At 38.0% G+C, this 24,783-nt stretch carries 22 protein-coding genes, 1 tRNA gene and 1 pseudogene; 11 read left to right on the plus strand and 13 right to left on the minus strand.

Features of this window, described 5'->3' with window-relative positions; genetic code table 11:
- Position 1 precedes the first annotated feature (1 nt).
- Together B3J29_RS13870 and B3J29_RS13875 are read right to left on the minus strand one after the other, a co-directional pair.
- A complete protein-coding gene (locus B3J29_RS13870; RefSeq protein ID WP_286965917.1) occupies positions 2–526 on the minus strand; it encodes a hypothetical protein in 525 nt (174 codons plus the stop codon).
- Positions 527–732: 206 nt separating this feature from the next.
- Positions 733–999, minus strand: a complete 267-nt coding sequence (locus B3J29_RS13875) for a helix-turn-helix domain-containing protein (RefSeq protein WP_286965918.1) — start codon at positions 997–999, stop codon at positions 733–735.
- 1,029 nt (positions 1,000–2,028) lie between these two features.
- Here B3J29_RS13875 and B3J29_RS13880 point away from each other — a divergent pair.
- Positions 2,029–2,395, plus strand: a pseudogene (locus tag B3J29_RS13880) (transposase domain-containing protein); the annotation flags it as partial.
- A gap of 866 nt (positions 2,396–3,261) precedes the next feature.
- On the opposite strand, the gene B3J29_RS13885 reads toward B3J29_RS13880, so the two are convergent.
- The 4 genes from B3J29_RS13885 to B3J29_RS13900 all read right to left on the minus strand — a co-directional run bounded on the left by B3J29_RS13885 (position 3,262) and on the right by B3J29_RS13900 (position 7,731).
- A complete protein-coding gene (locus B3J29_RS13885; protein WP_286965919.1) occupies positions 3,262–5,397 on the minus strand; it encodes a DEAD/DEAH box helicase in 2,136 nt (711 codons plus the stop codon).
- A 63-nt stretch (positions 5,398–5,460) separates the two neighbouring features.
- Complete coding sequence (locus B3J29_RS13890; protein WP_286965920.1) at positions 5,461–6,624, minus strand: tyrosine-type recombinase/integrase; 1,164 nt, start codon at positions 6,622–6,624, stop codon at positions 5,461–5,463.
- 311 nt (positions 6,625–6,935) lie between these two features.
- Positions 6,936–7,331, minus strand: coding sequence for a hypothetical protein (locus B3J29_RS13895; protein WP_286965922.1), 396 nt, complete (start codon positions 7,329–7,331; stop codon positions 6,936–6,938).
- 202 nt (positions 7,332–7,533) lie between these two features.
- Positions 7,534–7,731 (minus strand): hypothetical protein, encoded by a 198-nt coding sequence (locus B3J29_RS13900; RefSeq protein ID WP_286965925.1) that lies wholly within the window; start codon positions 7,729–7,731, stop codon positions 7,534–7,536.
- Between the two features lie 161 nt (positions 7,732–7,892).
- On the opposite strand from B3J29_RS13900, the gene B3J29_RS13905 reads away from it, so the two are divergent.
- On the plus strand, positions 7,893–8,558 hold the full coding sequence (locus B3J29_RS13905) for a hypothetical protein (protein ID WP_286965927.1): 666 nt from the start codon (positions 7,893–7,895) through the stop codon (positions 8,556–8,558).
- A 159-nt stretch (positions 8,559–8,717) separates the two neighbouring features.
- Here the strand turns inward: B3J29_RS13905 and B3J29_RS13910 are convergent, their stop codons facing one another.
- From B3J29_RS13910 to B3J29_RS13925, 4 genes are all read right to left on the minus strand, one after another.
- Positions 8,718–8,996 carry a hypothetical protein gene (locus tag B3J29_RS13910; protein WP_171431985.1) on the minus strand — a complete coding sequence of 93 codons (279 nt, stop codon included), beginning with the start codon at positions 8,994–8,996 and terminating at the stop codon, positions 8,718–8,720.
- A gap of 60 nt (positions 8,997–9,056) precedes the next feature.
- Positions 9,057–9,398 carry a hypothetical protein gene (locus B3J29_RS13915; protein WP_286965930.1) on the minus strand — a complete coding sequence of 114 codons (342 nt, stop codon included), beginning with the start codon at positions 9,396–9,398 and terminating at the stop codon, positions 9,057–9,059.
- Complete coding sequence (locus tag B3J29_RS13920; RefSeq protein ID WP_286965932.1) at positions 9,379–9,936, minus strand: hypothetical protein; 558 nt, start codon at positions 9,934–9,936, stop codon at positions 9,379–9,381. Before B3J29_RS13920 ends, B3J29_RS13915 begins: the two co-directional genes overlap by 20 nt.
- Positions 9,937–10,014: 78 nt before the next feature.
- Positions 10,015–10,173, minus strand: coding sequence for a hypothetical protein (locus tag B3J29_RS13925; protein ID WP_171431988.1), 159 nt, complete (start codon positions 10,171–10,173; stop codon positions 10,015–10,017).
- A 193-nt stretch (positions 10,174–10,366) separates the two neighbouring features.
- On the opposite strand from B3J29_RS13925, the gene B3J29_RS13930 reads away from it, so the two are divergent.
- Genes B3J29_RS13930 through B3J29_RS13945 form a run of 4 tightly spaced genes read left to right on the plus strand, consistent with a single transcriptional unit; the run spans position 10,367 to position 17,003 of the window.
- Positions 10,367–11,941, plus strand: a complete 1,575-nt coding sequence (locus tag B3J29_RS13930) for a type I restriction-modification system subunit M (RefSeq protein ID WP_286965935.1) — start codon at positions 10,367–10,369, stop codon at positions 11,939–11,941.
- Positions 11,941–13,161, plus strand: coding sequence for a restriction endonuclease subunit S (locus tag B3J29_RS13935; RefSeq protein ID WP_286965937.1), 1,221 nt, complete (start codon positions 11,941–11,943; stop codon positions 13,159–13,161). Before B3J29_RS13930 ends, B3J29_RS13935 begins: the two co-directional genes overlap by 1 nt.
- Positions 13,162–13,170: 9 nt before the next feature.
- Positions 13,171–14,094 (plus strand): GIY-YIG nuclease family protein, encoded by a 924-nt coding sequence (locus B3J29_RS13940; RefSeq protein WP_223106667.1) that lies wholly within the window; start codon positions 13,171–13,173, stop codon positions 14,092–14,094.
- Positions 14,095–14,120: 26 nt separating this feature from the next.
- Positions 14,121–17,003: a type I restriction endonuclease subunit R gene (locus tag B3J29_RS13945; protein ID WP_286965942.1), complete on the plus strand. Its 2,883-nt coding sequence runs from the start codon at positions 14,121–14,123 to the stop codon at positions 17,001–17,003.
- A gap of 368 nt (positions 17,004–17,371) precedes the next feature.
- Here the strand turns inward: B3J29_RS13945 and B3J29_RS13950 are convergent.
- Positions 17,372–17,448 (minus strand) — tRNA-Ile (locus B3J29_RS13950).
- Between the two features lie 797 nt (positions 17,449–18,245).
- Between B3J29_RS13950 and B3J29_RS13955 the strand changes: the two genes are divergently transcribed.
- Both B3J29_RS13955 and B3J29_RS13960 read left to right on the plus strand, forming a co-directional pair.
- A complete protein-coding gene (locus tag B3J29_RS13955) occupies positions 18,246–18,800 on the plus strand; it encodes a 1-acyl-sn-glycerol-3-phosphate acyltransferase (RefSeq protein WP_004784088.1) in 555 nt (184 codons plus the stop codon).
- Between the two features lie 243 nt (positions 18,801–19,043).
- Positions 19,044–19,793, plus strand: a complete 750-nt coding sequence (locus tag B3J29_RS13960; protein ID WP_004784089.1) for a YebC/PmpR family DNA-binding transcriptional regulator — start codon at positions 19,044–19,046, stop codon at positions 19,791–19,793.
- 67 nt (positions 19,794–19,860) lie between these two features.
- Here B3J29_RS13960 and B3J29_RS13965 read toward each other — a convergent pair whose 3' ends face one another.
- The gene (locus tag B3J29_RS13965; RefSeq protein ID WP_034170685.1) at positions 19,861–20,331 is read right to left on the minus strand and encodes an Lrp/AsnC family transcriptional regulator; all 471 of its coding nucleotides are present in this window, start codon (positions 20,329–20,331) and stop codon (positions 19,861–19,863) included.
- A gap of 703 nt (positions 20,332–21,034) precedes the next feature.
- On the opposite strand from B3J29_RS13965, the gene B3J29_RS13970 reads away from it, so the two are divergent.
- The gene (locus tag B3J29_RS13970; protein ID WP_228301759.1) at positions 21,035–21,730 is read left to right on the plus strand and encodes a hypothetical protein; all 696 of its coding nucleotides are present in this window, start codon (positions 21,035–21,037) and stop codon (positions 21,728–21,730) included.
- On the plus strand, positions 21,727–22,368 hold the full coding sequence (locus tag B3J29_RS13975) for a hypothetical protein (RefSeq protein WP_286965947.1): 642 nt from the start codon (positions 21,727–21,729) through the stop codon (positions 22,366–22,368). The genes B3J29_RS13970 and B3J29_RS13975 overlap by 4 nt, the downstream gene beginning before the upstream one ends.
- A gap of 56 nt (positions 22,369–22,424) precedes the next feature.
- Here the strand turns inward: B3J29_RS13975 and B3J29_RS13980 are convergent, their stop codons facing one another.
- On the minus strand, positions 22,425–23,189 hold the full coding sequence (locus B3J29_RS13980) for a glutathione S-transferase family protein (RefSeq protein ID WP_125279411.1): 765 nt from the start codon (positions 23,187–23,189) through the stop codon (positions 22,425–22,427).
- 381 nt (positions 23,190–23,570) lie between these two features.
- On the opposite strand from B3J29_RS13980, the gene B3J29_RS13985 reads away from it, so the two are divergent.
- Complete coding sequence (locus B3J29_RS13985; RefSeq protein ID WP_286965949.1) at positions 23,571–24,773, plus strand: SfnB family sulfur acquisition oxidoreductase; 1,203 nt, start codon at positions 23,571–23,573, stop codon at positions 24,771–24,773.
- Positions 24,774–24,783 lie beyond the last annotated feature (10 nt).

Raw genomic sequence — 24,783 nt, forward strand, 5'->3', positions numbered from 1 at the left:
ATCAACTTTCGATTTTTTCAAAAATATTTCTAGGTAATTTAAAATAATTTATAAAATCTGTTTTATAAATTATTTTAGGAATATGATATTTATCCTTCTTCAAGATTTCCTTATTAATTAAATAGAATAAATTTTCATCGTCTAATTTAATTAAATAATCAAAAAGTTCCTTATAGAAGTTAATTCTATATTCACATTTTATTTTGTGACTTTGAAGATAAGTAAATAGCTCTAACCAAAAAATATAGTTAGCTTGATTCTTAAACCAATCTTCATGACTTTTAGCTTCAATAGATAAAAGATACGTATGTTGTGTAAGACTCAAATAGTCTTTCTTAACGCGAGTAATCATTGAATTTTTCAGTCGATCTTTTGCATTTTTTTGATCACCTACCTCAACATTAGTAAGCTTTATTGTCTGGTCGATTATGTCGGAGAATTTTCTTAGCGAACTTTCAGTTAATTTGGCTTGTTCCCGGTCCGATAGCTTAAAACTCTTCTTTGGTTTAGCTTGTTTTTTGGACATTATTAGCTCCAAATTCATCATTCTAAAAATTTCATAAAGGCTTTTTTTGAGCATGAGAAATCTTAGGACCTAAATCTCAATCAAATTTAAGCTAATGATATTTTTAAAAAATCAATTATAAATTTTTTCTGGATGAGCTAGCTTTCCTTGTTATTGCGTGTCTTTTTATATCAAATGCAATAACAAGAAAAGCTGTCTCAATTTTTCTAGAATTCTTCTTTGACACAAGCAAATTTATAGACTTCCGCTTTACTCCATCGAAGACTACGACCATGCCTAATAGGACTTATTGGTCCGTTTTCGTACAATGCCCATTTACGCAGTGTTTGTTCTGCATACCCTAATAAACGAGCAGCTTCACTAGTAGATAGCAATAATCTATCTTCGGTAATTTTTTTGACTTTATGTTTCATGTTGATTAAGGTATCTGAATTAATATATTTATATAAAACTAAACTTTTTAAGTAATTCATATACATCTGAAACTTTTTTATGATTTCATAATACTAAAGAAGATTTTAAAAAACCCAGAATAAAAACCATGGCATTGATTTATATGAGATATTTTTAACGAAAATATGGAACCAAAAAAGCAAAATGAGTACCTTCCAAAGGACTGTCAATCTCATCTATCTTCAACAACACTCAGTTCAGAAGAATCATCTAACAAACCAAAATTCTTTATATAATTTATATTACTTAATTAAAAAATATAAAAATTATAATTTTACTGTTCAAATAGAACCTCATTAAAAACCATTAAATATAATAATTATATTTATTATTTTTTTGCAACAAAATTATTTAACTATACTCCTTAAACATCATTATTTAAAATCACAATATACTAAAGAATAAGATTACAATTAAAAATTTATCATATAGTTGACCTACTTCATTACAATAACACAATAACAGGTTAAGTTAATATATCAATTGGGTTTAATTTTTATATTTTATCAGCAGTGTAAAATATTCCTATAGCAGTATTAAAAGTAACCCAATAGTTAATATAACGTCATTTTAAAATACTCAAAAATTTTATCTTTAGCACAAGAAGCAACAGTCCACACACCGTATAAACAAGGTTTATTATTTTAATTTAATAAATCAAAAACTTGTAGTATCTAAAAATACAATGCGTAAATATTTACAGCTCAATTTCACACTACAGTATCGGCTTATAACCTAGAATATGTATTCTTGACTTATATAAACTTTATTTGCTCGAACGCATAAATGCTGTTTATCCTGAATGGATTCCTGCCGTTGTGTTCTACCAAGAAGTTTTAGAGTTTGAATATCTAGAAACGGTCAGAATCTTAAGGGAATATCTTGCAACAATATAATCAGTCACCAAACTTGAACCCTAACAGCCCAACTGTGTTAAAAAATATGGTTTTTGCCCCCGCATATGTAAGCCCTACTATGTACAGACCAAAGGTAAAGTTGAACGCTTTAATGAATACCTCAAATCGAGACTATATTAATGGCTCAACTAACACCATCTGACGCTGCTATCGGATTCCCTAACCGCTCTGAGGCTCAACTACAACCTAAAAAACTGGCAAGCACTCTGGCCGCTATCTGGTTGATGGTAACTTACCAATCAACATAAGAAGCATTGCTTCATAAGGGATCTAAAATCAGATGTGTTCCAGGGCCTTGGGACGTAATAACTAGTTATTTGCTGGCTCGATGAGCAGTTGTCAGCGAGCAGCTAATATCATACACCTGATTCAGTCAGCAAAGCTGAATGGACTGGATCCGCATGCCCAATTAAGTGATGTGCCGAAAAGGTTGCCGATACATAAAGTGACCCAGATTGAAGTATTACTTCCACACCGATGGAAACCCAACTCAAATTAAAAAATAGCTATGGGGTTTAGCGAATGCTTACAGAATAATGTTGATTTAAGCTGCTTACCATTTGCTTACCAGAATCTAAAAACAAAAAAACCACTTACGATTAGTACACGTAAGTGGTTGTTTTATATGGTGGGCCCAGACAGACTTGAACTGTCGACCAACGGATTATGAGTCAGAACAGTAATTCATAAAATAGACAATAAATACAATAAGTTAACCAATAATCCTGATGCAAAATCCAATAAAAACAAGGAGACTCTACCACATAACAGCAACTTCTTGATTTTTAAGTATTTTATGATTCTCAGACCCCAGGATAGCTTCTCTAGGCTATTTCTATTCTTGATGTAGATATAAGGTAACTAAGCTGATTTTTCTGGCATAGGTTTGCAATAGACCCTAAAAAGACCGCAAAAAGCTACTAGACCCTAGTAAATAGACCCCAGAAATATAATAGTTTTTTGATTGACCCTACAAGACCATAACTCTTTTTCCAGTTGCATCTAAGACCTTTATCTATCCCAATTGAACTTGAATTACCCTGTACAGGGTATAGTTTTTTGCAGTAGACCTATGAGTGGGGGGCTAGCCTATTTTTATTTTTTTATTTAATACCTAACCTCCCCCTTCAAATTGGCATTTATCCTTATCTATAAGGGCTTAGCCAGTTTTGCAATATGGGATATTTGCTCCCCTTTTATTTGGATTTTCTTCTCTCGATGAGACTATCCAAGTATAGAATTTCTCTCGATCATAAAATCCAAATAACACATGGACTTCACCGCATTCAGTACCATGAGTGTTGTTCTGACATTAAAAAAGGTGAGCAAAGCCCACCTTCTTCTATGATCAAATCTATCCTTCAATCATACTTCTTCATAGATTTCAGTTAATTTTTTTATTTCTCGCTTTTTTCGTCCACTTTTTGCATGATATTCGACTCCATTAATCTTGATGTACTTGTGCTCAAAGGATCCTGGCACATCACTAAAAACATAGCCAAATGCGCATAAACTTTTGAACCCAACCTTCTTCATCGCATAGGGTTTTTTATCATTCCTCACTTCGACATTGGTATATCTTTTCAAAAACCGAATCGAACCGCCATCCGTGAAAACTAACTGTTTCTGATCATTTACATATACATCGTTCAAGGGGTGCTCTTTAAGGAGAGCAACAACAGACCTGTTTTGTGCAACCAACTTAAGCCAACTGTTCATTAACTCCGTAATCTCAGCATACCCATACCAATTTTTCCCCCGATTATTTTTGGGTAGCCATTGCTCAAGTCCCCTCATCACAGATCTCACTAGGGGATTGACTTTATATTGATGACTTATACTTATCACGTCGATAATTTTATTATTTTTGATAGCATCAGCAATATCTGCAAGATTATCAAGTTGACCACTCAGTCGTACCATCTGCTCATAGGCCTCATAATGAACCGGCTTTTCACTTTTGTCGTATAAGTTGTATCCACCCTCAACATCTGCTTGCAAATAGCTAATTATATTGTCTGTATTTGACTCAACACTTCCTATGATATCAGCCATCACTTCTGGAATGACCTCTTCCTTTATTTTCTTAATCTCATCCTCACATTGCTTCAACTCTTCAAGCAACTCGGTATCAATAATATCCTGAGATAAACCTATTTTCGCCTGAGCATGAGGCATCAATTCTAATAGGCGAAACTTTAGGTAACGACTATTGAAGTAACATTTATGTAAGTCGAGTTGGTATCTTCTCCCTGCCAAACTGGGTGTATTTAGACATATATTTTTATTATCCAGCATAAACCCCTTACACTGTAATACTTCATCAGTCAGTGCGTTGAACGCCTTAACTCTGTCTATTTTGTCATTAATCAAGTCTTCAAAGCCTTCGAACTTATCTTTCTTCATTAGCTGCAGGACTTCGTATTCCAAATAATATCCCATCTTTTTAAATTGTTTGTCCATCATGGACACATGTATTTGGTGTTCCTTATCACAGTCAATCTTTTTCACCTCGATGTCTTGTGAAAGATGAATAAATATAGGTGGGTTTGCTTTACGCATTCGCCCAATAAATTGGGTAATTTCTTCAGGATGAGCGTATTGTCCCATGATATGCACGCTATCGACTTCATCATCGACATTATTCAAGTTAATGGCTTCATCCATAATAGAAGTGCAGAGAACTACCTGATATTTTGAATCTAGTTTAGAAACACTCAACATCTCAGTACATTTTTTACGGGACATTTCATCCCGATTGATAAGCATTACTGAGTAACCTTGTTTCTCTAAGTATTTCTGAATGAGCTTAGATTGTGCAATGTCATTCAGTCGAACCAGTACAATTTTTTTCTTACCTTCTTTCTTTGCTTCTGAAAGACGAGTACAGATCTGGCGCAAACCATTTAGCTTGTGTGCCTCTTTGTATCTTCGAATATGAATACTGCGGTTCAGATCCACTGGTTTGTGAATATCAAAATAGTGGCTGATATTAATGCCAAGCTGCTCGAATAACGGCTCAGTTAAAGTAGCTGTCAACAAAACAGTCTGGTCATATTTGCCATTTTTGATGGATGACAATAAGGGATAAATCGCTTTGTCACGATAATTTCCCGCAGAATAAAGCTTTTGGCACTCATCAATCACAACAACTGTATCTTGTTCCAAATGCTTTTCTATTCGGGCATACTGGTCATATGTAATGACTACACTGGATTTGCATAAATGCTTTAAGCTGTCTTTTGAAAACGATTTTTCTCCATGTATAAAATGGATATTTTTCTGATGCCCATAGTCTTCTTCACATTGCTTGACCTGAGCAATGGTTGGACAACATAACACCACATTGTGATCACGCATTAAAGATTTAAGCACAAAAGTAGTTTTGCCCGCCCCTGTATTGGCTCGGATCAATGTATTGCCATAATGCAGTTGAATTCTATCTTGAATGGTTTCGTCTGCATTCAATTCGATAACCTGTTTTTTAGGTAATTTAGACACGAGTTCTCCTATGAGGTGCCTTTGATGGCACCCCAGATAAAAAGTGATTTGAATTAAGGTGAGTTAAGCGACTTTCGCTTCACGGATTTTGCTTGCTACATGTTCTGATGCAGCCAGTAAAGTGTCAGATTGCAAATGGGCATATCGCTGAGTCGTTTGTGGTGACGCATGTCCAAGTAAATGCTGTACCACATATAAGCTTTGACCACTGTTCACGGCTAAGCTTGCAAAGTTATGACGCAGGTCATGAATACGCATATTGTCGATCCCTGCAATAGCCATTACTTTGTCAAAGGTTTTACGGATATCATTGAATGCCAAGCCTGTACATGGATTGGCGAAAATATGACGATGCTCTTTAGACATCTGATGAATAATAGACAGAGCATCTTGATTCAAATGTATGCGTCTGGCCTTACCCGACTTATTTTCAGATAGCAGCCATACGCCTGTTTTAAGATCAACGTCAGTCCATAGCATATCCAGTGCTTCTCGCTTACGCACACCAGTCAGCAGTAAGAATTTAATTACAGCAACAATGACCAGATTACTGATGCCAAACTGTGTTGGCTGGCTGAGAACATTCATCAACTTTTTCAGCTCATCTTCATTGAGATAGCGTTCTTTTTGGTTATTCTCCTTATATTTTTTCACTCGTTGTACTGGATTAGTTTCAATTAACTCATGATCGATTGCCATATTGAAGATTGCTGACAATAATGCTCTCACACGATTGATGGTCGCATTACTCAGCTTCTTCTGATGGTGTAAATCCGCAATTAACTGGCTTAATTGTCCCGATGTAATCTCCTTAAAGCTATAATTCCCCAGTACAGGTGCAATATGCATTCTTAGACGTGATTCATCATCACAATAGGACTTCTTCCTGCTCTTGGCCTCAACCAAATAAACAGTTTGTGCAAACTGACCAAAGGTAACTACCTCTGGCTTGAGTTGCTGTGCAAATGGATGACAGTTCTGACTGATTAAGCGATGATATTCCTCTACCTTTGGCTTTAAGGATTCAAGCATTTCAACAATTTCAGACTGATTGCATGAACCCAAACTACGGGATACTTTCTTACCTTGGTAAACCAAGCGAATAATGAACCGAACACCTTCAGCGTTACTGATAAATTTCAAGCCTTTGAAGCCAGAAGTTAATTTGCTGACATCATATTCTTTGCCCTTTTGAAATTGGGACCAATCGATATTTTTAAGTGACATATAACATACTCCTCACATCGAAAAAATAATATATTCAAGTTAATCAATTACATACAAAAATAAGAATGTACAACCTACTTTTTTCAAGACATACGAACCCCTAACGGGTTAACGCTATTCATCAAAAAACCAATAGATTTGTGTCAAAGTGCTGACGGTATAAGTCACGATCAAGTGAAAGTACCGACATAGAATGGATTAAGCAGTTACATGCTCTCGCCTGATCAAGTGCAAAATCATGTTAAGGCCTAGTACAGAAAATTCGTGTTCTGGCGCCAATGAACGCGAATTTTGTATAACTATTTAAGTTATTAAATCATTCCGGGTGGAATAGTGTTCCAGGCAAAATGAATAGATGGGTATTGACCTGGCATAGAGTGTAAATAACTAGGCAAGGCAGAACTGCTTGGTAACTTTTCTATAGTTTTATGACTACGATTATGTCTGATTGCATAAAGTCCTTTTAGGAAGACAATCAATAGTTCATACATCTGACGATCCAGCACAATTTGTGTGCTCATACTATTAAACAAAGCTCTAGCATTTTTCACTGCGATAGGCTTTTCTAAAGGTAACTGATCTAGATGATCGAATATATGGGTTACTGGTACTACCACAGTTTTTGACTGAGAATTTGTCAATAAAATACGGCCAGTAAAATTTCCTAGATGAGAGTATTTTTTTGAATTCATTTGAACTTTTTGCATTTTAAACACCTTAAATTGATAAATATTCCACCCTGTCATTCTCACAATGTGAGATTTACCATAGAGTGGCTTTACAAAGAAGTAAGCAGTTATATGCTGACTGCTTACTTCAAATGGTAGAACTACTGCTTTTAGCCTTAGAACCACCTGCCATACTTGAATCGCCTAGGCGATAGTCACCATTGACCTACAGCCAATAAATCTATTTGAGAACAATATCCTCATCCTCATCCTCGAGGGAAAAATCTCCTATATCCATAAAAATAAGAATAGGTTCATTTGCTAGAGGATCATCGTCTTGCGACATTGAATAACCGCACTCATATAAAAGCTCATTTATTTGATCATCAGTCAAATCGAGAGCATCTCGATTTGCTACTTGTACGTCTAATGTGTCCATTGCAATTCCCTTGGTAGTTGATCGGAACAAAAACAAGCTTATATGAATAAAAAAATACTAACATCTGGGCTGCAGAACTTATTTTCCATTTTTATCGTTTTAGTAGATGATTGGCGAATAACGGTTATAATCTAGAATTGTTCATTTTGTGGTGTAGACTTATGGCAATTCCCAAGAATGTCTTCAATATTTTAAATAGCAATTTCGACCTAGTATTTAGTAAGAGACTTAAACCAAAACATTTGGTCAAACTCGTAACCCTATGCCCAGCTCATAGCGCCGATCTTCCTTTGATCTATAAATGCTCATATCCATATTGTGGATCTCCTATCACTCAAAAACAGGCTTACTATTACTTAGATCAATTTAAGAAACACTACGCCTACATCAGAGTTGCTCAATATGCTCTAGATGCTGAACGTTTAAATGAATTTCGTAGCATCTATTATGATAAACATGGTTTTATCAAACCGTTGGATCAAAACTTTCTTGAGCCCAGAAAGACTAGTAAGGATGATTTCTATCATTTTATGGCTCATATTTTGAATACGGACGGATTCAAAAGTTCTGGTGAGCTATACCAACGCTTTATCAATCATTTCAACTTCAATCAGCCGGTATATTCAGTGGATAAAAGTAAAAATCGAAGTATAGAAAAGTCTATTTCAATAGAAGTAAAGAAGCGTATTAGCCGAAATACCTTTAATCGTTATCTACTTGAATTTTTTGGAAAAAATGAAAAATCGTTATCTCAGTTCAAATACAAAATTATCAAAGCAAAAAGTACAAAGACTGGTTATTACACTGAAGCAAATAAGTGTGATTAAAATAGCTATTGTCAGCTTTTAGAATGGGCAGCCCCAAGGACTAGTAGACCCTTAAACTGCTTATCCTGTACACCTATCAAGCCTTACCAACAAAAGAAAAAGAAAAAAATACCGTAAAGCCGAAAAGCTTTACGGTTCATTCTGCGGTACGTGCTACGGTCAATAGTCACTGGGCAGTAAAATCGTGGTTACTGATCGATCAGCTTCGGTTATGATCCAGATTTTATCCTTGGAAAAGTTGTAGCTGGATAGGATGCGTAAGTGCATCAGTAAAGCTTCTTCATTGGATTCTCGATCTTCTTCACACACGTCACCCCAATCTCCCTGATGATGTCGTGCAAGTAATGCCAGTAAGTCAATGTTTTCAGCTTCAGCGAAGCGAAGTGCATTCGGTGTAGACACGACTTGGCCTAAAGCAAATAAGTTTCGCTTGGTCATAAAATTCGCTCAGATTAAAGTTAATAGTGAGGTTGCTACGTCAGGAGTGGTGTTACAGGTCTACATCACTTGTAGTTGATGTTGTTCAAAAATGGCTTTCGGAACATAGACCAAAATGCCTTCATTGTCGTTAAGCATGATGTAGACCTCAAACCAATCCTTCTTCTTTTCAACAAACTCAATCTCTCCCATGTTCAGCTTTTCAGAAAGACTGAAGCTAAGATTTTCAAAAGGCTGAATCAGGTCTTGCTCATCTTCACAAACAACAAACCACCCATGTAGGGTGGCTTGATAAGGTTCTTCATACTGATGCTCAAGGATTTGCATCGTTTCAAGAATGGCATGAGCTATGGGCTGTTCATGCACTTTCTGGATATCTGATTTACTCTTGATCAATTTCATCTTCACTACCCTCATCCATCGAAGTAGATTCAACTTTTTCAGCAGCTTTATGCTGACGCTTTTTTGTGGATTTCAGTCCAGTAGTTTTATCAGCGTGAGATGAATCGATATCTTCTTGCCCCGTTTTCAGATGACTTTCCAAACCAATTGACCAGAGTTCATAGTCCTCATTGACTTCCAGCAAGCGTGCAGTTTGTGGATGGCTATGAATCACTTTCTGATCGACCAGTATAGCCCCTAAAAAACTTGAGTTATTGACTGACTTACCAATGAACAGTGATTTCAATGCGGTAGCATGGAAAGGCTTGCCTTCTTGATATAACTTACCAAGCAGTTGAATAATGTCATCGACTTTGATCAGCTCTGCACTAAAGCCTCCTGTAGATTCATTCTTGCTTATCGCAATACCAAAAGATTGATCTTCACTGTGTTGCCATAATTGATAGTGCAGTTGACCTTCGGCACGATCAGACAGTTTATTGCAGGTAAAAGTATGAATCAGGTTATAGCCTATTTTGTCATGAATACGTGGTTGCATGGTTTTGATTCCTGTAGACGTAAAAAAACCCAATACACCGAATGGCATATTGGGATAGATAAAATGGAAATGGTTGACTTATAAGATGACTTTCAATACAGCACAGACTTTGGCCACGTTATCACTATCCATATCATTGCAGACACGAATAGCATTCGCTATGGATTGGGTTTGATGATGCGGAATACATTCCAATACATCTGACACTGATTCAAGTTCTGGATAATATTTTTTCATGGTCACTCCTTTGGCTTCAGACCACATAAATAATATCTTCAAGAAATACGGTTTCTTACAGCTATGAATAAAAAGCTGAATAGGCTATACCTATACGCCAAAGTCTGTCGCAATACTCCTTTTATTACATGATAAAAATAGTATTTATCGGTAAACTAACCACAATTTGCTTCATATTTTAATAAGGTTCAAGATGACCCAGGTTCAATTGCAACAACTACAAAGACAGCTATGGAATATTGCCAATGATTTACGTGGAAAAATGGGTGCTGATGAGTTTCGTGACTACATCCTCGGTTTCATTTTCTTCAAATATTTGTCTGAGAAAGCAATTACCTTTGCCAATGAGCTTCTGAAAGATGAAGGCATGGCGGAAAAGTACAATGAATTGGATGAAAGCAATCCTGACCATGCAGAATTGATCGAAGGTATCAAAGAAAACTCGGTAGATGAAGTGGGTTATGCCCTATCTCCTAGTCAACTTTTTCATACCCTTGCAGAACGTGGTCGTCAAAATCAATTTATTCTGGATGATTTGGCCGAAACACTAAGAGCGATTGAACGTAGTACATTAGGTGCTGAGTCTGAAGATGACTTTGCTAACCTGTTTGAAGACCTTGATATCAACTCAACCAAGTTGGGTAACAACGCCAATGACCGAAATGAGTTAATCAGCAAAGTACTCACTCATCTGGACAATATTGATTTTGACTTGAGTAACTCAGAATCTGATGTTTTGGGTGATGCTTATGAATACCTGATTGGTGAATTTGCTTCTGGCGCAGGCAAAAAAGCAGGTGAATTCTATACCCCTCAAACTGTATCTACTCTCCTTGCCAAAATTGTCACACAAGGCAAAGATCGCTTACGTTCTGTATATGATCCGACCTGTGGTTCGGGTTCTTTGCTATTACGTGTTAAACGTGAAGTCAAAGACGTAGATATGATCTTTGGTCAAGAGATGAATCGTACCACCTATAACTTGGCACGTATGAACATGATTTTGCATGATGTACATTTTGCCAAGTTTGATATCAAGCAAGAAGATACACTGACACGTCCTCAGCATATTGATATGCGCTTTGATGCAGTAGTAGCTAACCCTCCATTCTCTGCAAAATGGTCAGCAGATCCTATTTACTTACAAGATGAGCGTTTCAGCCGTTATGGTAAGTTAGCTCCAAGTTCAAAAGCAGATATGGCTTTTGTTCAGCACATGCTTCATCAATTGGATGAGCAAGGCACGATGGCCGTTGTTCTTCCGCATGGTGTACTGTTCCGTGGTTCAAGTGAAGGTGTGATTCGTCAGTACCTGATTGAGAAAATGAATGTGGTAGATACCATCATTGGTTTACCTGCCAACATCTTCTATGGCACATCTATTCCAACCTGTATCTTGGTACTCAAGAAAAATCGCACCCATACAGGTGATATTCTGTTTATTGATGCTAGTAATGACTTTGAAAAGCAGAAGAACCAAAACAAGTTACTGCCTGAGCATTTGGATAAGATTATTGATGCCTTTACACAGCGTCAGAACATCGAGAAATATGCCAAAGTCACCACGTTGCAAGAAGTCAAAGATAATGACTACAACCTGAATATTCCACGCTATGTTGATACTTTTGAAGTGGAAGATGAAATTGATCTGAATACCATTGCACAGCAACTCAAAGACCTTGAACAAGCAAGTAAGAAAACAGATCAAGTGATTGCTGATTTCTGCAAAGAACTTGGTATCGACTCTCCTTTTTCGGAGATTAAATAATGACTACTCCAGCATTGAGATTCACAGAATTTGATGGAGATTGGATCTCATCTCCTTTGAAAAAATTTTTTCCAAAAATTAGAAATGGATTTGTTGGGATCGCTACTCCGTATTATGTAGCTAACGGTGTGAAATATTTACAAGGTAAGAATGTAAAAGATGGAAGAATTGATCCAACTGGTTTGATCTATATTTCTGAAGAATTTCACGCTAAAAAAAGTAATTCAAAACTAGCAATAGACGACATTTTGATGGTTCAAAGCGGCCATGTGGGGGAATGTGCAGTTATTGATAAAGAATATGACAATGCAAACTGTCATGCTTTAATTGTACTTTCACCTCACAAAGAACAAGAAACCAATTCTCATTTTGTTAAATATTATTTTTATACTCCAATTGGGAAAAAAATTATTTCTCAAATTAAAACTGGTAACACAATTGAACATGTATTGGCTTCTGAAGTAAAAGAAATTTATTTAAATTTTCCTTCTAAAGTAGAACAAACAAAAATTGCTTCTTTTCTTTCAGCAGTAGATGAAAAGATTAATCAACTGACACAAAAACACCAACTCCTCAGCCAATACAAACAAGGCATGATGCAAAAGCTATTCAGTCAGCAAATTCGCTTCAAGGCTGATGATGGTAGTGAGTTTGCGGAGTGGGAAAGTAGAACCCTTGCTGAAGTGGGTGAAAATATTATTGGATTAACTTATTCTCCAACAGATGTTACGAATGATGGTTCAGGTATCTTAGTCTTACGTTCATCAAATATTAAGAATGGGCGGTTGAATAAAAATGATCAAGTGCGTGTAAATAAAAAGATCAAAGACAAAATCCTTGTTCAACCAAATGATATTTTAATTTGTACTAGAAATGGAAGTCAGAGGCTCATCGGAAAAAGTGTCATTATTAATGATAATGAAGTCATGACATTCGGTGCATTTATGTCTGTTTATCGAAGCCAATACAATCGTTTTATTGCTTACCTCATGCAAACACCGTGGTTTTTTGAACAGATTCAGATGAATTTGGGGGCACGGATTAACCAAATTACGACAGGTACTTTGAATGAATTCACTTTTGATTTTCCTTGCCTAGAGGAACAAACAAAAATAGCTAACTTCTTGTCATCCATCGACCAAAAAATTGAAGTAACTGCACAGCAAATTGAACAGGCCAAACAATGGAAAAAAGGCTTGTTGCAGCAAATGTTTGTATAGGGGAAAACAATGACCCACGGAAAAAGTATCAAGCTGTTTTTGGTGGATGGTTCGATAAATGGCATCCTGACGGCTGAAATTATCAACTGGACAGGTCATGTTCTTTCAGCACCACGCACTAAACTCTTGGATCTCATCCAGCGAGAAGAATGTGCCAGAACAGGTATCTATTTCCTTGTGGGTCAAGATCCCGAAGACTCCTTACCAAGCGTTTATATTGGTGAATCAGATGATGTCGCTAACCGTTTGAAACAGCATAACCGTACTGAAGAAGCAGGTGGAAAGGACTTCTGGGAAAAAGTATGTCTGGTCACAGGTAAAGACCAGAACATCACCAAGACCCATATTAAGTACCTTGAAAGTCGCTTGATCGATATTGCGAAGCGTAGCGGACAATGCCTACTCAAAAATGGCACAGCACACCTCTACAACCGCCTACCTGAATCAGATACAGCGGATATGGAATACTTTCTGGAACAAATACAAGTGGTTCTTCCTGCCCTTGGATATACATTCCTCAAGGAAATGAAATATCCAAGTGAACAGCCAAAAGTACATAGTATTGCTCCTACTTCAGTGGATACTTCCAATACAGAAGCAGATTTCTACCTATCCGCAAGAGATATTCAAGCCAAAGCAAAAATCATTGATGGTGAGTTCTATGTACTCAAAGGCTCCCAAGTACGTAGAGATGTCAGTCAACCTACACACAACTATATGAAGAACCTTCGACCACAGTTGTTTGAAAATAACATCATTGATCCAAATACCTATACGTTCAATCAAGACTATTTATTTTCAAGTCCATCAGCAGCAGGCGCAGTCATCTTGGGAAGAGCATGTAATGGTCGTAAAGAATGGAAAGATTCGACCAACCATCTGACTTATGAAACATGGCAACAAAACCAAGTTGAGCGTGTAATCCAAGAATAAATGAAATTGTGGGGGTAAAGCGGTAAATGTCAGTACAAAGCGAAGAACAACTTGAAAATGAATTGATTCAGCACTTAAAGACCTTAGGCTATCGTCAAGTTGATGTAAAAGATGAAAAGCAGCTCCTGATCAATCTCAAAACCCAGATTGAGCAAGCCAATGGGCTTTCTGTACTGTCTGAAAATGAATGGGGACAGATTCTCAATCATCTGAAAGCTGGCAATAGTTTCAATTGTGCCAAAGTGCTACGTCATCGCTTTCCAGTGACCTTTGATGATGGTTCAACACGACATATCGACTTTCTGTTCTCGGACGCAAGTAAGAACATTTACCAAGTAACACATCAAATTGCGATTGATCATTCCAGTATCAATGGGCATACCAGTCGCTTTGACGTTACCCTGCTGATTAATGGCCTACCATTAGTTCAAATTGAACTGAAACGTGCTGGTGTGGAACTCCCTGAAGCATTCAATCAAACGCAGCGCTATGCCAAAGCAGCCTATGGCAGTGGTACAGGCTTATTCAACTATATTCAGCTTTTTGTGATCAGTAATCGTGACCATACGCATTACTATGCCACAGGGACAAATAACTTCGAATTTACCTTTCCTTGGGCAAACTTTGACAACAAGCATGTCCACAAAATCGATGCTTTTGCAGATACCTTTCTGAACCACTCTCATATTACTCAGATGCTGACTGAATATATGGTGATTCTGGAGGCAGAAAAGCGCTTAATGGTACTTCGCCCCTACCAGATCTATGCAGTACAGCAAATTATTCAGCGTGTACAAACAGCCAAAACTCATGGCTATATTTGGCATACCACAGGTTCAGGTAAAACTTTAACTTCATTCAAAGCCAGTCAATTGATCATGCGCTTACCTGAAGTAGAAAAAGTGCTATTTGTCGTGGATCGTAGTGATCTGGACACGCAAACAGTGCGAGAGTTCAATGCTTTCAAAAAGGATAGTGTTGATACCACCAAGAATACCAATACTCTGGTCAATCAATTGGGTCAGAAACATGACAAGCTCATTGTAACGACCTTGCAAAAACTCAATATTGCGATTAGTTCGGATCGCTATGCAGATAAAATTGCCTATCTGAAAGACAAAAAAGTCGTGATTATTTTTGATGAATGTCATCGTAGTCAATTTGGTGATACGCATCGTAATATCAAACGCTTTTTCAACCATGCACAAATGTTTGGCTTTACTGGCACACCTATTTTCGAAACAAACAGCCAACTTAAAATTGATTCCAAGGCTGTGACCACCAATGCCCTATTTGATGAATGCCTGCATAAATATGTGATTACCGATGCAATCCGGGATGGGAATGTATTACCTTTCCAGATTAGCTACCTAGGTAAATACACTGCAAACGGTATCGAAACCAGTCACAATTATGAAGAAGATGTTGAAGGTATAGACACCAAAGAACTGTTTGACAATCCAGAACGTCTGGAGATGATCACTCGCTATATTGTCGACAATCACCACATAAAAACCAAGAACCAGAACTTCACTGCCATGTTCTGTGTAAGTTCAGTCGATGTACTGAATCAATACTATGCGCTATTTGAAAAAGTACAGCAGCAAAAGCAACAAGAAGCAGAAGATCAAGGCCGAATCTTTAAGCCTCTCACTGTGGCAACTATATTCTCCTTTGCAGCCAATGAAGAACTCAAAGTTGAAGACAGTAATGGTTTGATTGATGAAGAATCTGCTGATATCCCAACAAGAATCAGTCAGTCCAACCGTGACAAGCTCGATGGCTATATTGCGAAATATAATGCTCAATTTGGACAGAATTTTAACTCAGGTGATGAGTTTTATGCCTATTATCGAGATATTGCCAATCGGGTACGCAAAAAAGAAATTGATATCCTCTTAGTTGTGAATATGTTCCTGACAGGTTTTGACTCAAAGACTTTGAATACCTTGTATGTGGATAAGAACCTCAAATATCATGGTCTGATTCAAGCATTTTCACGCACCAATCGCATCCTGAATGCAGACAAGCCATTTGGCAATATTGTCTGCTTCCGCAATCTGAAACAAGCTACAGATAAAGCCCTAGCACTGTTTTCAAACAAGGCTGAAGCAGAAAAGATAGTATTGATTCCAAGCTTTGAAAGCATCAAGGAAAAGTACAACGCTGCTGTTGCCGAATTACTTAAGATTGCCCCTGACCCAGACAAGGTACTGGAACTACCCACAGAAGAGCAGCAATTGCAGTATGTGAAGGCTTTCCGTGAAGTCATGCGGATCAATGCACAACTGGAAAACTTTGTTGAATACGATCAAGATGACACTGACTTGAACAAAGCTGAATTTCAGAAGCATACCTCACAATACAAGTACCTCTATACCAATACTCGTGTCGTACAACCGAAAGACAAAGTTTCTGTACTGAATGATGTGAACTTTCAACTGGAACTCATTCACAAAGATACAATCAATGTCGGTTATATCCTGAATTTACTGCAATCTGCAGTCAACAACACCGATCAGAAACAAAAGCAAAAATATCGCGCACAGGTGCAAGATCTACTGGCAAATAATCATACGCTGTACGACAAACAGGAACTGATCCAAAAATTTCTGGATGAAAATATTCCACGCATGATCACAGGGCAAAGTGTAGAAGAAGCATTTGCACAATTCTGGGATGTAGAAAAAGAACGAGCGATTGATGAGCTTTGTCAAAAAGAAGCAATCAAGCCTGAAGTGTTCAAACAAGTGATCGGTAAATATGAATACACCAAACGTCTGCCAAGTCGTGAAGATGTGACTGATCTACCTATTACTCGCCCCAAAATTTCAGAGCGTAAAACACTCATGAATACGCTAGTGGTCAAGACCAGACAATTCATCGATAAGTTCTACACTGGACTGTAGTTTCCATTGGCCCTTACTCAATATACATATCTAAGCAAACTCCCCAACCAAAACTGGTTTTAGCCCTATATCATCGGGCTAAGATCAGGTAAGCATAAATTCCCCATCCCCACACTAAAACTCATTTCTCTGCTCATAGCGAAACTTGATGATCAATCTTTATGATCGTTTTTTATTCATCAATTACGATACTCACATCGAAAGTGAGAATATAGTGAAATGAAAATGGGCAATGTATTTTCTGATTTTTGAGTTTAGCCCATCGGATTATCGAACAAATGGACCACATATGGTCTATGAAAATCCGGTGGTCTAGAATCTTCAGGCAACAAAAAACCCCATAAACCAAAGGCTTACGAGGTTGAATGTGGTGGGCCCAGACAGACTTGAACTGTCGACCAACGGATTATGAGTCCGCTGCTCTAACCAACTGAGCTATAGGCCCTATATAGGCTGAATTTGTTATATTTCAACTAGTTCAGGCGCATTGAATACTAGCCAAGATTAGATCAAAAAACAAGTACTTTTCTTGCTGCTTGCACACTTAGCCAGCAATCATTTTTTATCTTTAATAACTGTTCTGTTTAGGATTTAAGACTTCAGTCTAAGTTGAGCTAGCAAAAGCCTCATATGACATCTATATTTTCTATTTAAAATAAAGAGAGCTGTGCTAATTATTCGAATATCAAATTAATAAATTGATCGCTTTTACGTCTCAACACAATCATAACCAATAAAAATACCAACTATTATTTATAGAAATACAATCCCAGAAGATATTCTTTAAAAAGTTATAAAGATTAAAATTCCGATTCCAATTTCTCGTCTTTACGCAAATCCATATAGATTTCGATTAAAGACCATACAATAACCAGTGCTAAAAGAAGCATTGAGAACATGAAAGCTGTAATATACGTCATAGGTTTCAATCTCAAAGAGAAAATGACCAGAAAATAGAAAAGACACAATTTCTTCTTTTCTTCGACAAAAGTCTAATAACTAAAATTTGTGCTGGATAGTCATTTTTTCATCATTTTAAGACTTATTTTATATAAGATGATATATGCTAATGATTATTAAGTATTTATTTATATCTTTCAGGTCTTAAAAACTATTGAATATACTTTTTTGATCTTGGATTTTTCATATTATTAATGAATTTGAAATAAAGCCTATTGACTGTGAATAAGAACAGGAAGAAATTATGCAGTTCATACCGTTAGCTCTTATTTCTTTCTATTTATGCTCAACAAATTTATTGGCGAATCTGCATTTAAACTTGCCGGTTGGCAATATCATGTCGAACCTGATGTGCTCGAAGATAAACAGGTCATTGTTGGATTTGAACATACATCCATGATGGATGCGGTTTTATCTTTGGCGCTCTTTAAGATGTATGACATCAAAATTCATACCCTGATCAAGAAAGAACTGTTCAAAGGCCCAATGAAACCAATTCTGGAAGCCATGGGTGGTATCGCGGTCGACCGTAAGGCGAATAAGGATATTGTCAGCGTAATGGTTGAACATTTTCAAAATAATGAAAAATTCAATCTGGTGATCGCACCTGAAGCCACCCGTGCCAAAAATGGTGAAACGCGTAAACCGATCCGTACCGGTTTCTGGCATATTGCCAAAGCTGCCAATGTGCCAATTGTGCTTATGTATGCCAATTCCAAGACTAAGCAAGGGGGGATTTTTGGCAAAATTTATCCGACTGATCTTGCACATGATCTGGCTTTAATCAAGCAGCTCTATAAAGAGAATGTTGGTCTGGATATTATTATCCCGGAATAAACACTCCATAAAAGGGCTTGAGAATAATATTTCTCCTGCCCTTTTCTTATTTAGGTATTTTCTCAGCAAACATTTTCTTAAGTTTTTATTTACATTTATTGCTTTGCCTTTCTGTTTTACTGCCTATTTTTTTGGCATTATCATTAAATCTCAAATCCAGACTCTTTTTTCAAAAAAAGAGCTTATGGTAGAATCGGCGCAATTCGATAGGCATACAGCCAATCTACAAGGAGCATATTTCGCATGGCGGGTCATTCCAAGTGGGCCAATATTAAGCATCGTAAAGCAAAACAAGATGCCAGTCGTGGTAAGTTGTTTACCAAATACATTCGTGAATTAACAACTGCTGCCAAACTCGGTGGCGCTGATGCGGGTAGTAATCCTCGTCTACGTGCTGTTGTAGAAAAAGCATTATCTGTAAACATGACACGTGATGTGATCAATCGCGCGATTCAGCGTGGTGCCGGTGGTGAAGATAACGACGATCTGAAAGAAGTAACCTATGAAGGTTATGGCGTAGGCGGCGTTGCAGTTATTGTTGAAACTATGACAGATAACCTGAACCGTACGGTTCCTGATGTACGTCACTGCTTCACTAAAACTGATGGTAACCTCGGTACCAACGGTTCAGTATCCTTCCTGTTCACTAAACGTGGCGAGATTACTTTTGAAGATGTGTCTTTAGAAGATCAAATCATGGAAGTAGCGCTTGAAGCGGGTGCTGAAGACATTGAAGTGGATGAGGATGAAATCCTGGTCATCACCACGCCAGAAAGCTTCGGTACAGTACAAGATGCTTTAGCTGCTGCAGGTTTAAAATCTGATAACGCTGAAGTGGTGATGAGCCCATCTACCAAAGCTGAAATCACAGATATCGACCAAGCGAAAAAAATCATGAAAATGATTGATATGCTTGAAGATCTGGATGATGTTCAAAACGTTTATACCAACGTTGAATTCTCTGATGAAGTTTTAGCACAACTCGATGCCTAATCCTCTATGAGATCAAAACGCACCTTCGGGTGCGTTTTTTTATTGACTGAAAATAATAATTAAGAATTTAAACCTTATTTAAAAGACCACTACAGTTAAAGACATTATATTCCTTAATCACGAAGCTGGAATGCAGCGCTACAACATGCTCGATCTTACCAATTCTACTTAATAGAATCTGACTATAATTTTCCATATCAAGTGCCACAACTTCGACAATAAAATCCGCAGACTGTCCTGTCACCAGGAAAGCGTTAATGACTTCCGGAATATTTTCTAATTCTTCTAAAAATTTGGCAAAAGTATCGCTATCATGCTTGCTCAAGGAAACCTGCAACAGCACATGCAGGCTAAAGCCCAATTTTTGATAATTAATTTCGCGCTTCAAGCCACTGATAATATTATGATCGATTAAATGTTTGATCCTGCGGTGCACCGAACTCACAGATAAATTTACTCTTTCAGAGAGTTCATTTAGATTGACATCTTCATGGGTCAAAATTTCAAGAATATGCTTATCAAAACGATCTAATTCCATCTCTAATCTCTTGCCATTTTATTTAAATACATCATCATTTAACTCTTAGTATTGTGATTTTTTTCGTAAATTACCAGTTATTTGAAAAAAAATGCCAGACACATCTCAATGACCAGTTTTAAGCCATGTTTATGGTCGTTCGTCGTATAAAACAAATTTTCGATAAGCGACGCTTTTAAATAAATCATTCTTATTTATCACTAAACTATTTATGAATAAAAACTATAAAGCTGATAACTGAATTTGCAAAGCATGATTAATCCAACTTAGATTTACACTTGTATAGAAATTAAATAAGAATAGAGCGGTTTATCTAAAACACACAACAAACATAACAAGATAAAAATTCGCAAAGAACGGTTATGGCTTTTAGTATTCTTAGTTCAATTAAAACTAAACTCAGTCCCGTGCTCACGACAGAGACGTAAAATACGAGTTTACTCAGCGGTTTATTGGGTGGCAGTCTTTCTGGCATTATTGGTTCTATTACAGGTTCTACCCCTCTCCCCCCTCCCTGGATTCTCTCTTAAACAGCCTGCTTTCTGGCAATAGTTTAAATTCCAGTTCCCTCACTGATTTAATTAGCCAATTTACAGGCACAAATGCTTCTAAACTTGATATCAATAATTTAATTAGCCAGTTAACGAAAGCCAATGGTGGCAGTTTCGACATAGGTTCAGTCAGCAATCTGCTTAGCAGCTTAATGGGTGGTAATACCTTAACCCTGGATTTAAATGCAGTTATCAAATTGGTCAGCGGATTGATGGGTGGCAGTGCTGGCAATCTGGATGTTAGTAAAATTGCTGAACTGGCTAGCAACTTATTGCAAGGTGGTGATATTGATATTACTCAAATTACCCAACTATTGAGCGGTCTGATCGGTTGTTCAGGTGGATTAGGCGGCATTGATATAGGAGCAATTGCAGGCCTCGTCGATGGCTTGATTCAAGGTGGCGATATTGATATCGCACAAATTGCTGAACTGGTAAGTGGCTTAATTGGTGGTTCTGGCGGACTTGGCGATGTAGATATTAATCAAATTGCCAACCTAGTCGGTGGTCTCATCAGTGGCAATGCCGCTAGTAATCTCGACATCGGTGCAATTGTTGACTTGATCAGCGGATTGATCGGTGGCTCAACAGGTAGTTTAGATACCAGTTCAGTCAATCTGTTAGCCAGTAACCTAATGAGCAATGCAAGCAGTAATCTTGATATCGGTGCTATTACCAATTTGCTCAGTGGTCTAATTAGCAATTCAGGCAATATCGATGTTGGCACCATTGCGCAAACTGTAGCGCAAAGCCTGATGCCACTGCTTGCATCGATTGATACAGGTAATTCATCCATTGATATGAGAATCAACTTACCCAAGTTTTACCAACAGTGGTTGGTAGTGTGACTACATTGATATCTACAATCAGTTCTGCAGGTTCAGGTAATGTACCAGATACCATCGCAGATGTACTAAAAGGCATCGATCCACTATTGAATCTATTAGCGAATAGTGACGTTCTTGATGCTGATCAGGCAGAAATCGTAAATACGCTTTACGATGTCCTGAATGGCGTACAAGTGGTACTGGACTTTGTGAATAACCCATCACTGTTCACCTTATCTAGCGACCTCAACAATGTGATTACCGCACTAAAACCTGTGATTGCGCTGATTGATAGCGAAGGTCAATTCTCGGATCTTCTGGATGGTGTTCAGTTTCCTGAAATTGGCGAGCTGCTCGGGTCACTCGGTTCTGGCGTGCCAAGCTTAGACGGTTTAGGTCTGGATGCATTCACGGATAGTCTTGGCAATTTAGTCGGCAACAACTCATCCCTACAACTGCCTGATCTTAGTGAATTGATTTCCGGTATTAGTAATACTGATACGGGTACGAATATCAGCATTACTGAAATCATCCCAACCATTAAAGAAACCATTACCAATATCTCAAGTGGTAGCTCTCTGCCGAAGTTTGACTTTAGCTCACTGCTCAGTGGCTTCAATAAACCAAGTGATATTGATCAGACCAGCCCTTGGGGTTAATTCTAATCTCATAAAAAAACGCGCTTTATGCGCGTTTTTTTATTTCATTTTTAATTTTATACACCGCGCCAATCAACACGGGCATTGCGCTCATTACGATACATTTTTTGAATATATTGCCCTAATGGCAATTCAGCCAGATGACTTTGATATTCACGGTATTCATCCGACATCGACTCAAAGCTTTCCCGCTCCCACGGCGTTCCCGGAATAGCCAATAGAGGGGCCAGAATCGAACAGACAGCAATATCGGCCAGAGAGAAACGTGAACCGACCAGATAAGCCCCGTCTTTTTCCACACGGATCTGGTTAAGCTGCTCAACCGAATTCTTGATAAATTGTTTGGACTGTTCCAGTGCCTCTTCAGTTAAGGCATAACCCTTGGTCAAAAGGGTTTTTAGCAATGGCTTGGAGAATTTTTCAAACTGGCGCAGATAGCCTTTTTCTCCAATCAGAATATCCATTGATTCATGATCATGCGATAAAGCCTGAGCTAACATCCAGCGACGCACATGGCGGCCTAATTCCTGGGTGATTTCATCAATATCTAACGCCTGCTGGCGCAAGCTTGCTTCTGCAGGTAGCAGACGGTGTTCAGGATATTGCTCATCCAGATATAGAGCGATTTTGGTCGAGTCTGCAATCCATTGTTCCCGATCACGCAGAATCGGTAAACGATTTTGTCCAGTTTTTAGGCGGGCAAAGGCACGATGGGCACCCGGCATCAGATTTTGCGCAATATATTCCAGCTCTTTGTAATCCAGCATCCAGCGTGCCTTTTCACAAAAATGAGAAAGTGGAAACTGGTATAAGATGCGCATAAATTCTCCATACTTGTTTTTAGGTCAGATCGCATTAAAACCATCTAATTTAGTCGGATACTTTAGTCACCCCAGACTGGAAATACAATGAACTTTTTATTCAAAATAAAGATGTTGCTTATTCAACACGACGATGAGTATTTTTATACATTTTTTTGTCTTGATTATCTATAAAGCAGATATGCACCGCTTTAAACTCATCTTTTAAAAACAAGGAAATATTAAAAACCTATTTAATTTTAATCAGTTACTATATTCCAAATTTATAAGAATCTAGCAGCTTTTATCTTAAATAGCTTTTTTCATAAGCTTTGCAAAAGCAATTGCTTAATTACATAAAGCTTTCGCTGTAACGTTTTGGCATCGATTTAGGATGTCATTATGTCTCGTTTAACTTCTGAAAAAGTTCACATCATCGAAAATGATCTCGACGCGATTAATGCTGCTTATCAGGTTGCAGACTTTGCCCTGGAAGGCCGTAATCAGCGTGATCAGCAACGCCTATTACCTTTTGCTGAGATTGACCTGTTCAGCCAGAAAGGCCTGGGTGGCATGCGCATTCCGAAACAGTACGGCGGTGCATTTGTTGCCAATAAAACCCTGACTCATGTATTCCGGATTATTAATAAAGCTGACTCTAGTGTTGGACAGATTCCGCAGAACCAGATTGCATTACTCAACATGATCCAGATCATGGGCACAGAAGAACAAAAACAGTTTATTTATAACGAAATTCTAAAAGGTAAGCGTCTGGCGAATGGTGGCCCGGAACGAAATACTAAAGATACTAAAACCTTGGCAACCACACTTACCCTTGAAAACGGTCGCTATTTTGTGGATGGCGAGAAATTCTATTCAACTGGCAGTAGCTTTGCCCATTGGCTGGCGATTAAAGCGATTCATCCAGAAGGCCATGTAGTACTAACCATTATCGACCGCAATGCTGAAAGTGTGGAAGTGATCGATAACTGGAATGGCTTTGGTCAACGCACGACTTCGAGTGGTACCGTCAAACTTCAGCATGTCGAAGTTGATCCGCTATTGATTTTTGATGAGCGTCTGTTAGGAAATCAACCAAGCTACCGCGGTGCCTATTCCCAATTGATGCAGGTCGCGATTGATGTCGGCATTGCCGAAGCTGCTTTTGCCGATACGCTGACTGCCGTACAAAAAGCACGTTCAATTGTCGATGCGCAAGTCGAAAAAGCCAGCTTAGAACATTATACCCTGCAGGAAGTTGGCAAATCTTCTGTGCTGCTCGATGCCGCGATTTTACTGCTGGATGAAGCCGCTGAATATCTGGATGAACTGGATCAGCTGGAATCTGTGACTGATGAGCAGGCAGCCAAAGCCTCAATTCTGGTTGCTGAAGCCAAGGTCTATGCCAACGATGCTGCGCTACATATCTCGGAAAAATTACTGGAATTGGGTGGAAGTCGCTCCAGCCTCAGTCAGCACAATCTGGATCAGCATTGGCGTAATGCCCGTGTGCATACCTTGCATGACCCGATCCGCTGGAAGCTGCATGCACTTGGGGATTATTACCTAAATCATAAGCTCCCTGCCCGCCACGCCTGGATTTAAGCATATTTGC

The organism is Acinetobacter sp. UBA5984 (assembly GCF_002429925.1).
GTDB classification, from domain to species: domain Bacteria; phylum Pseudomonadota; class Gammaproteobacteria; order Pseudomonadales; family Moraxellaceae; genus Acinetobacter; species Acinetobacter variabilis.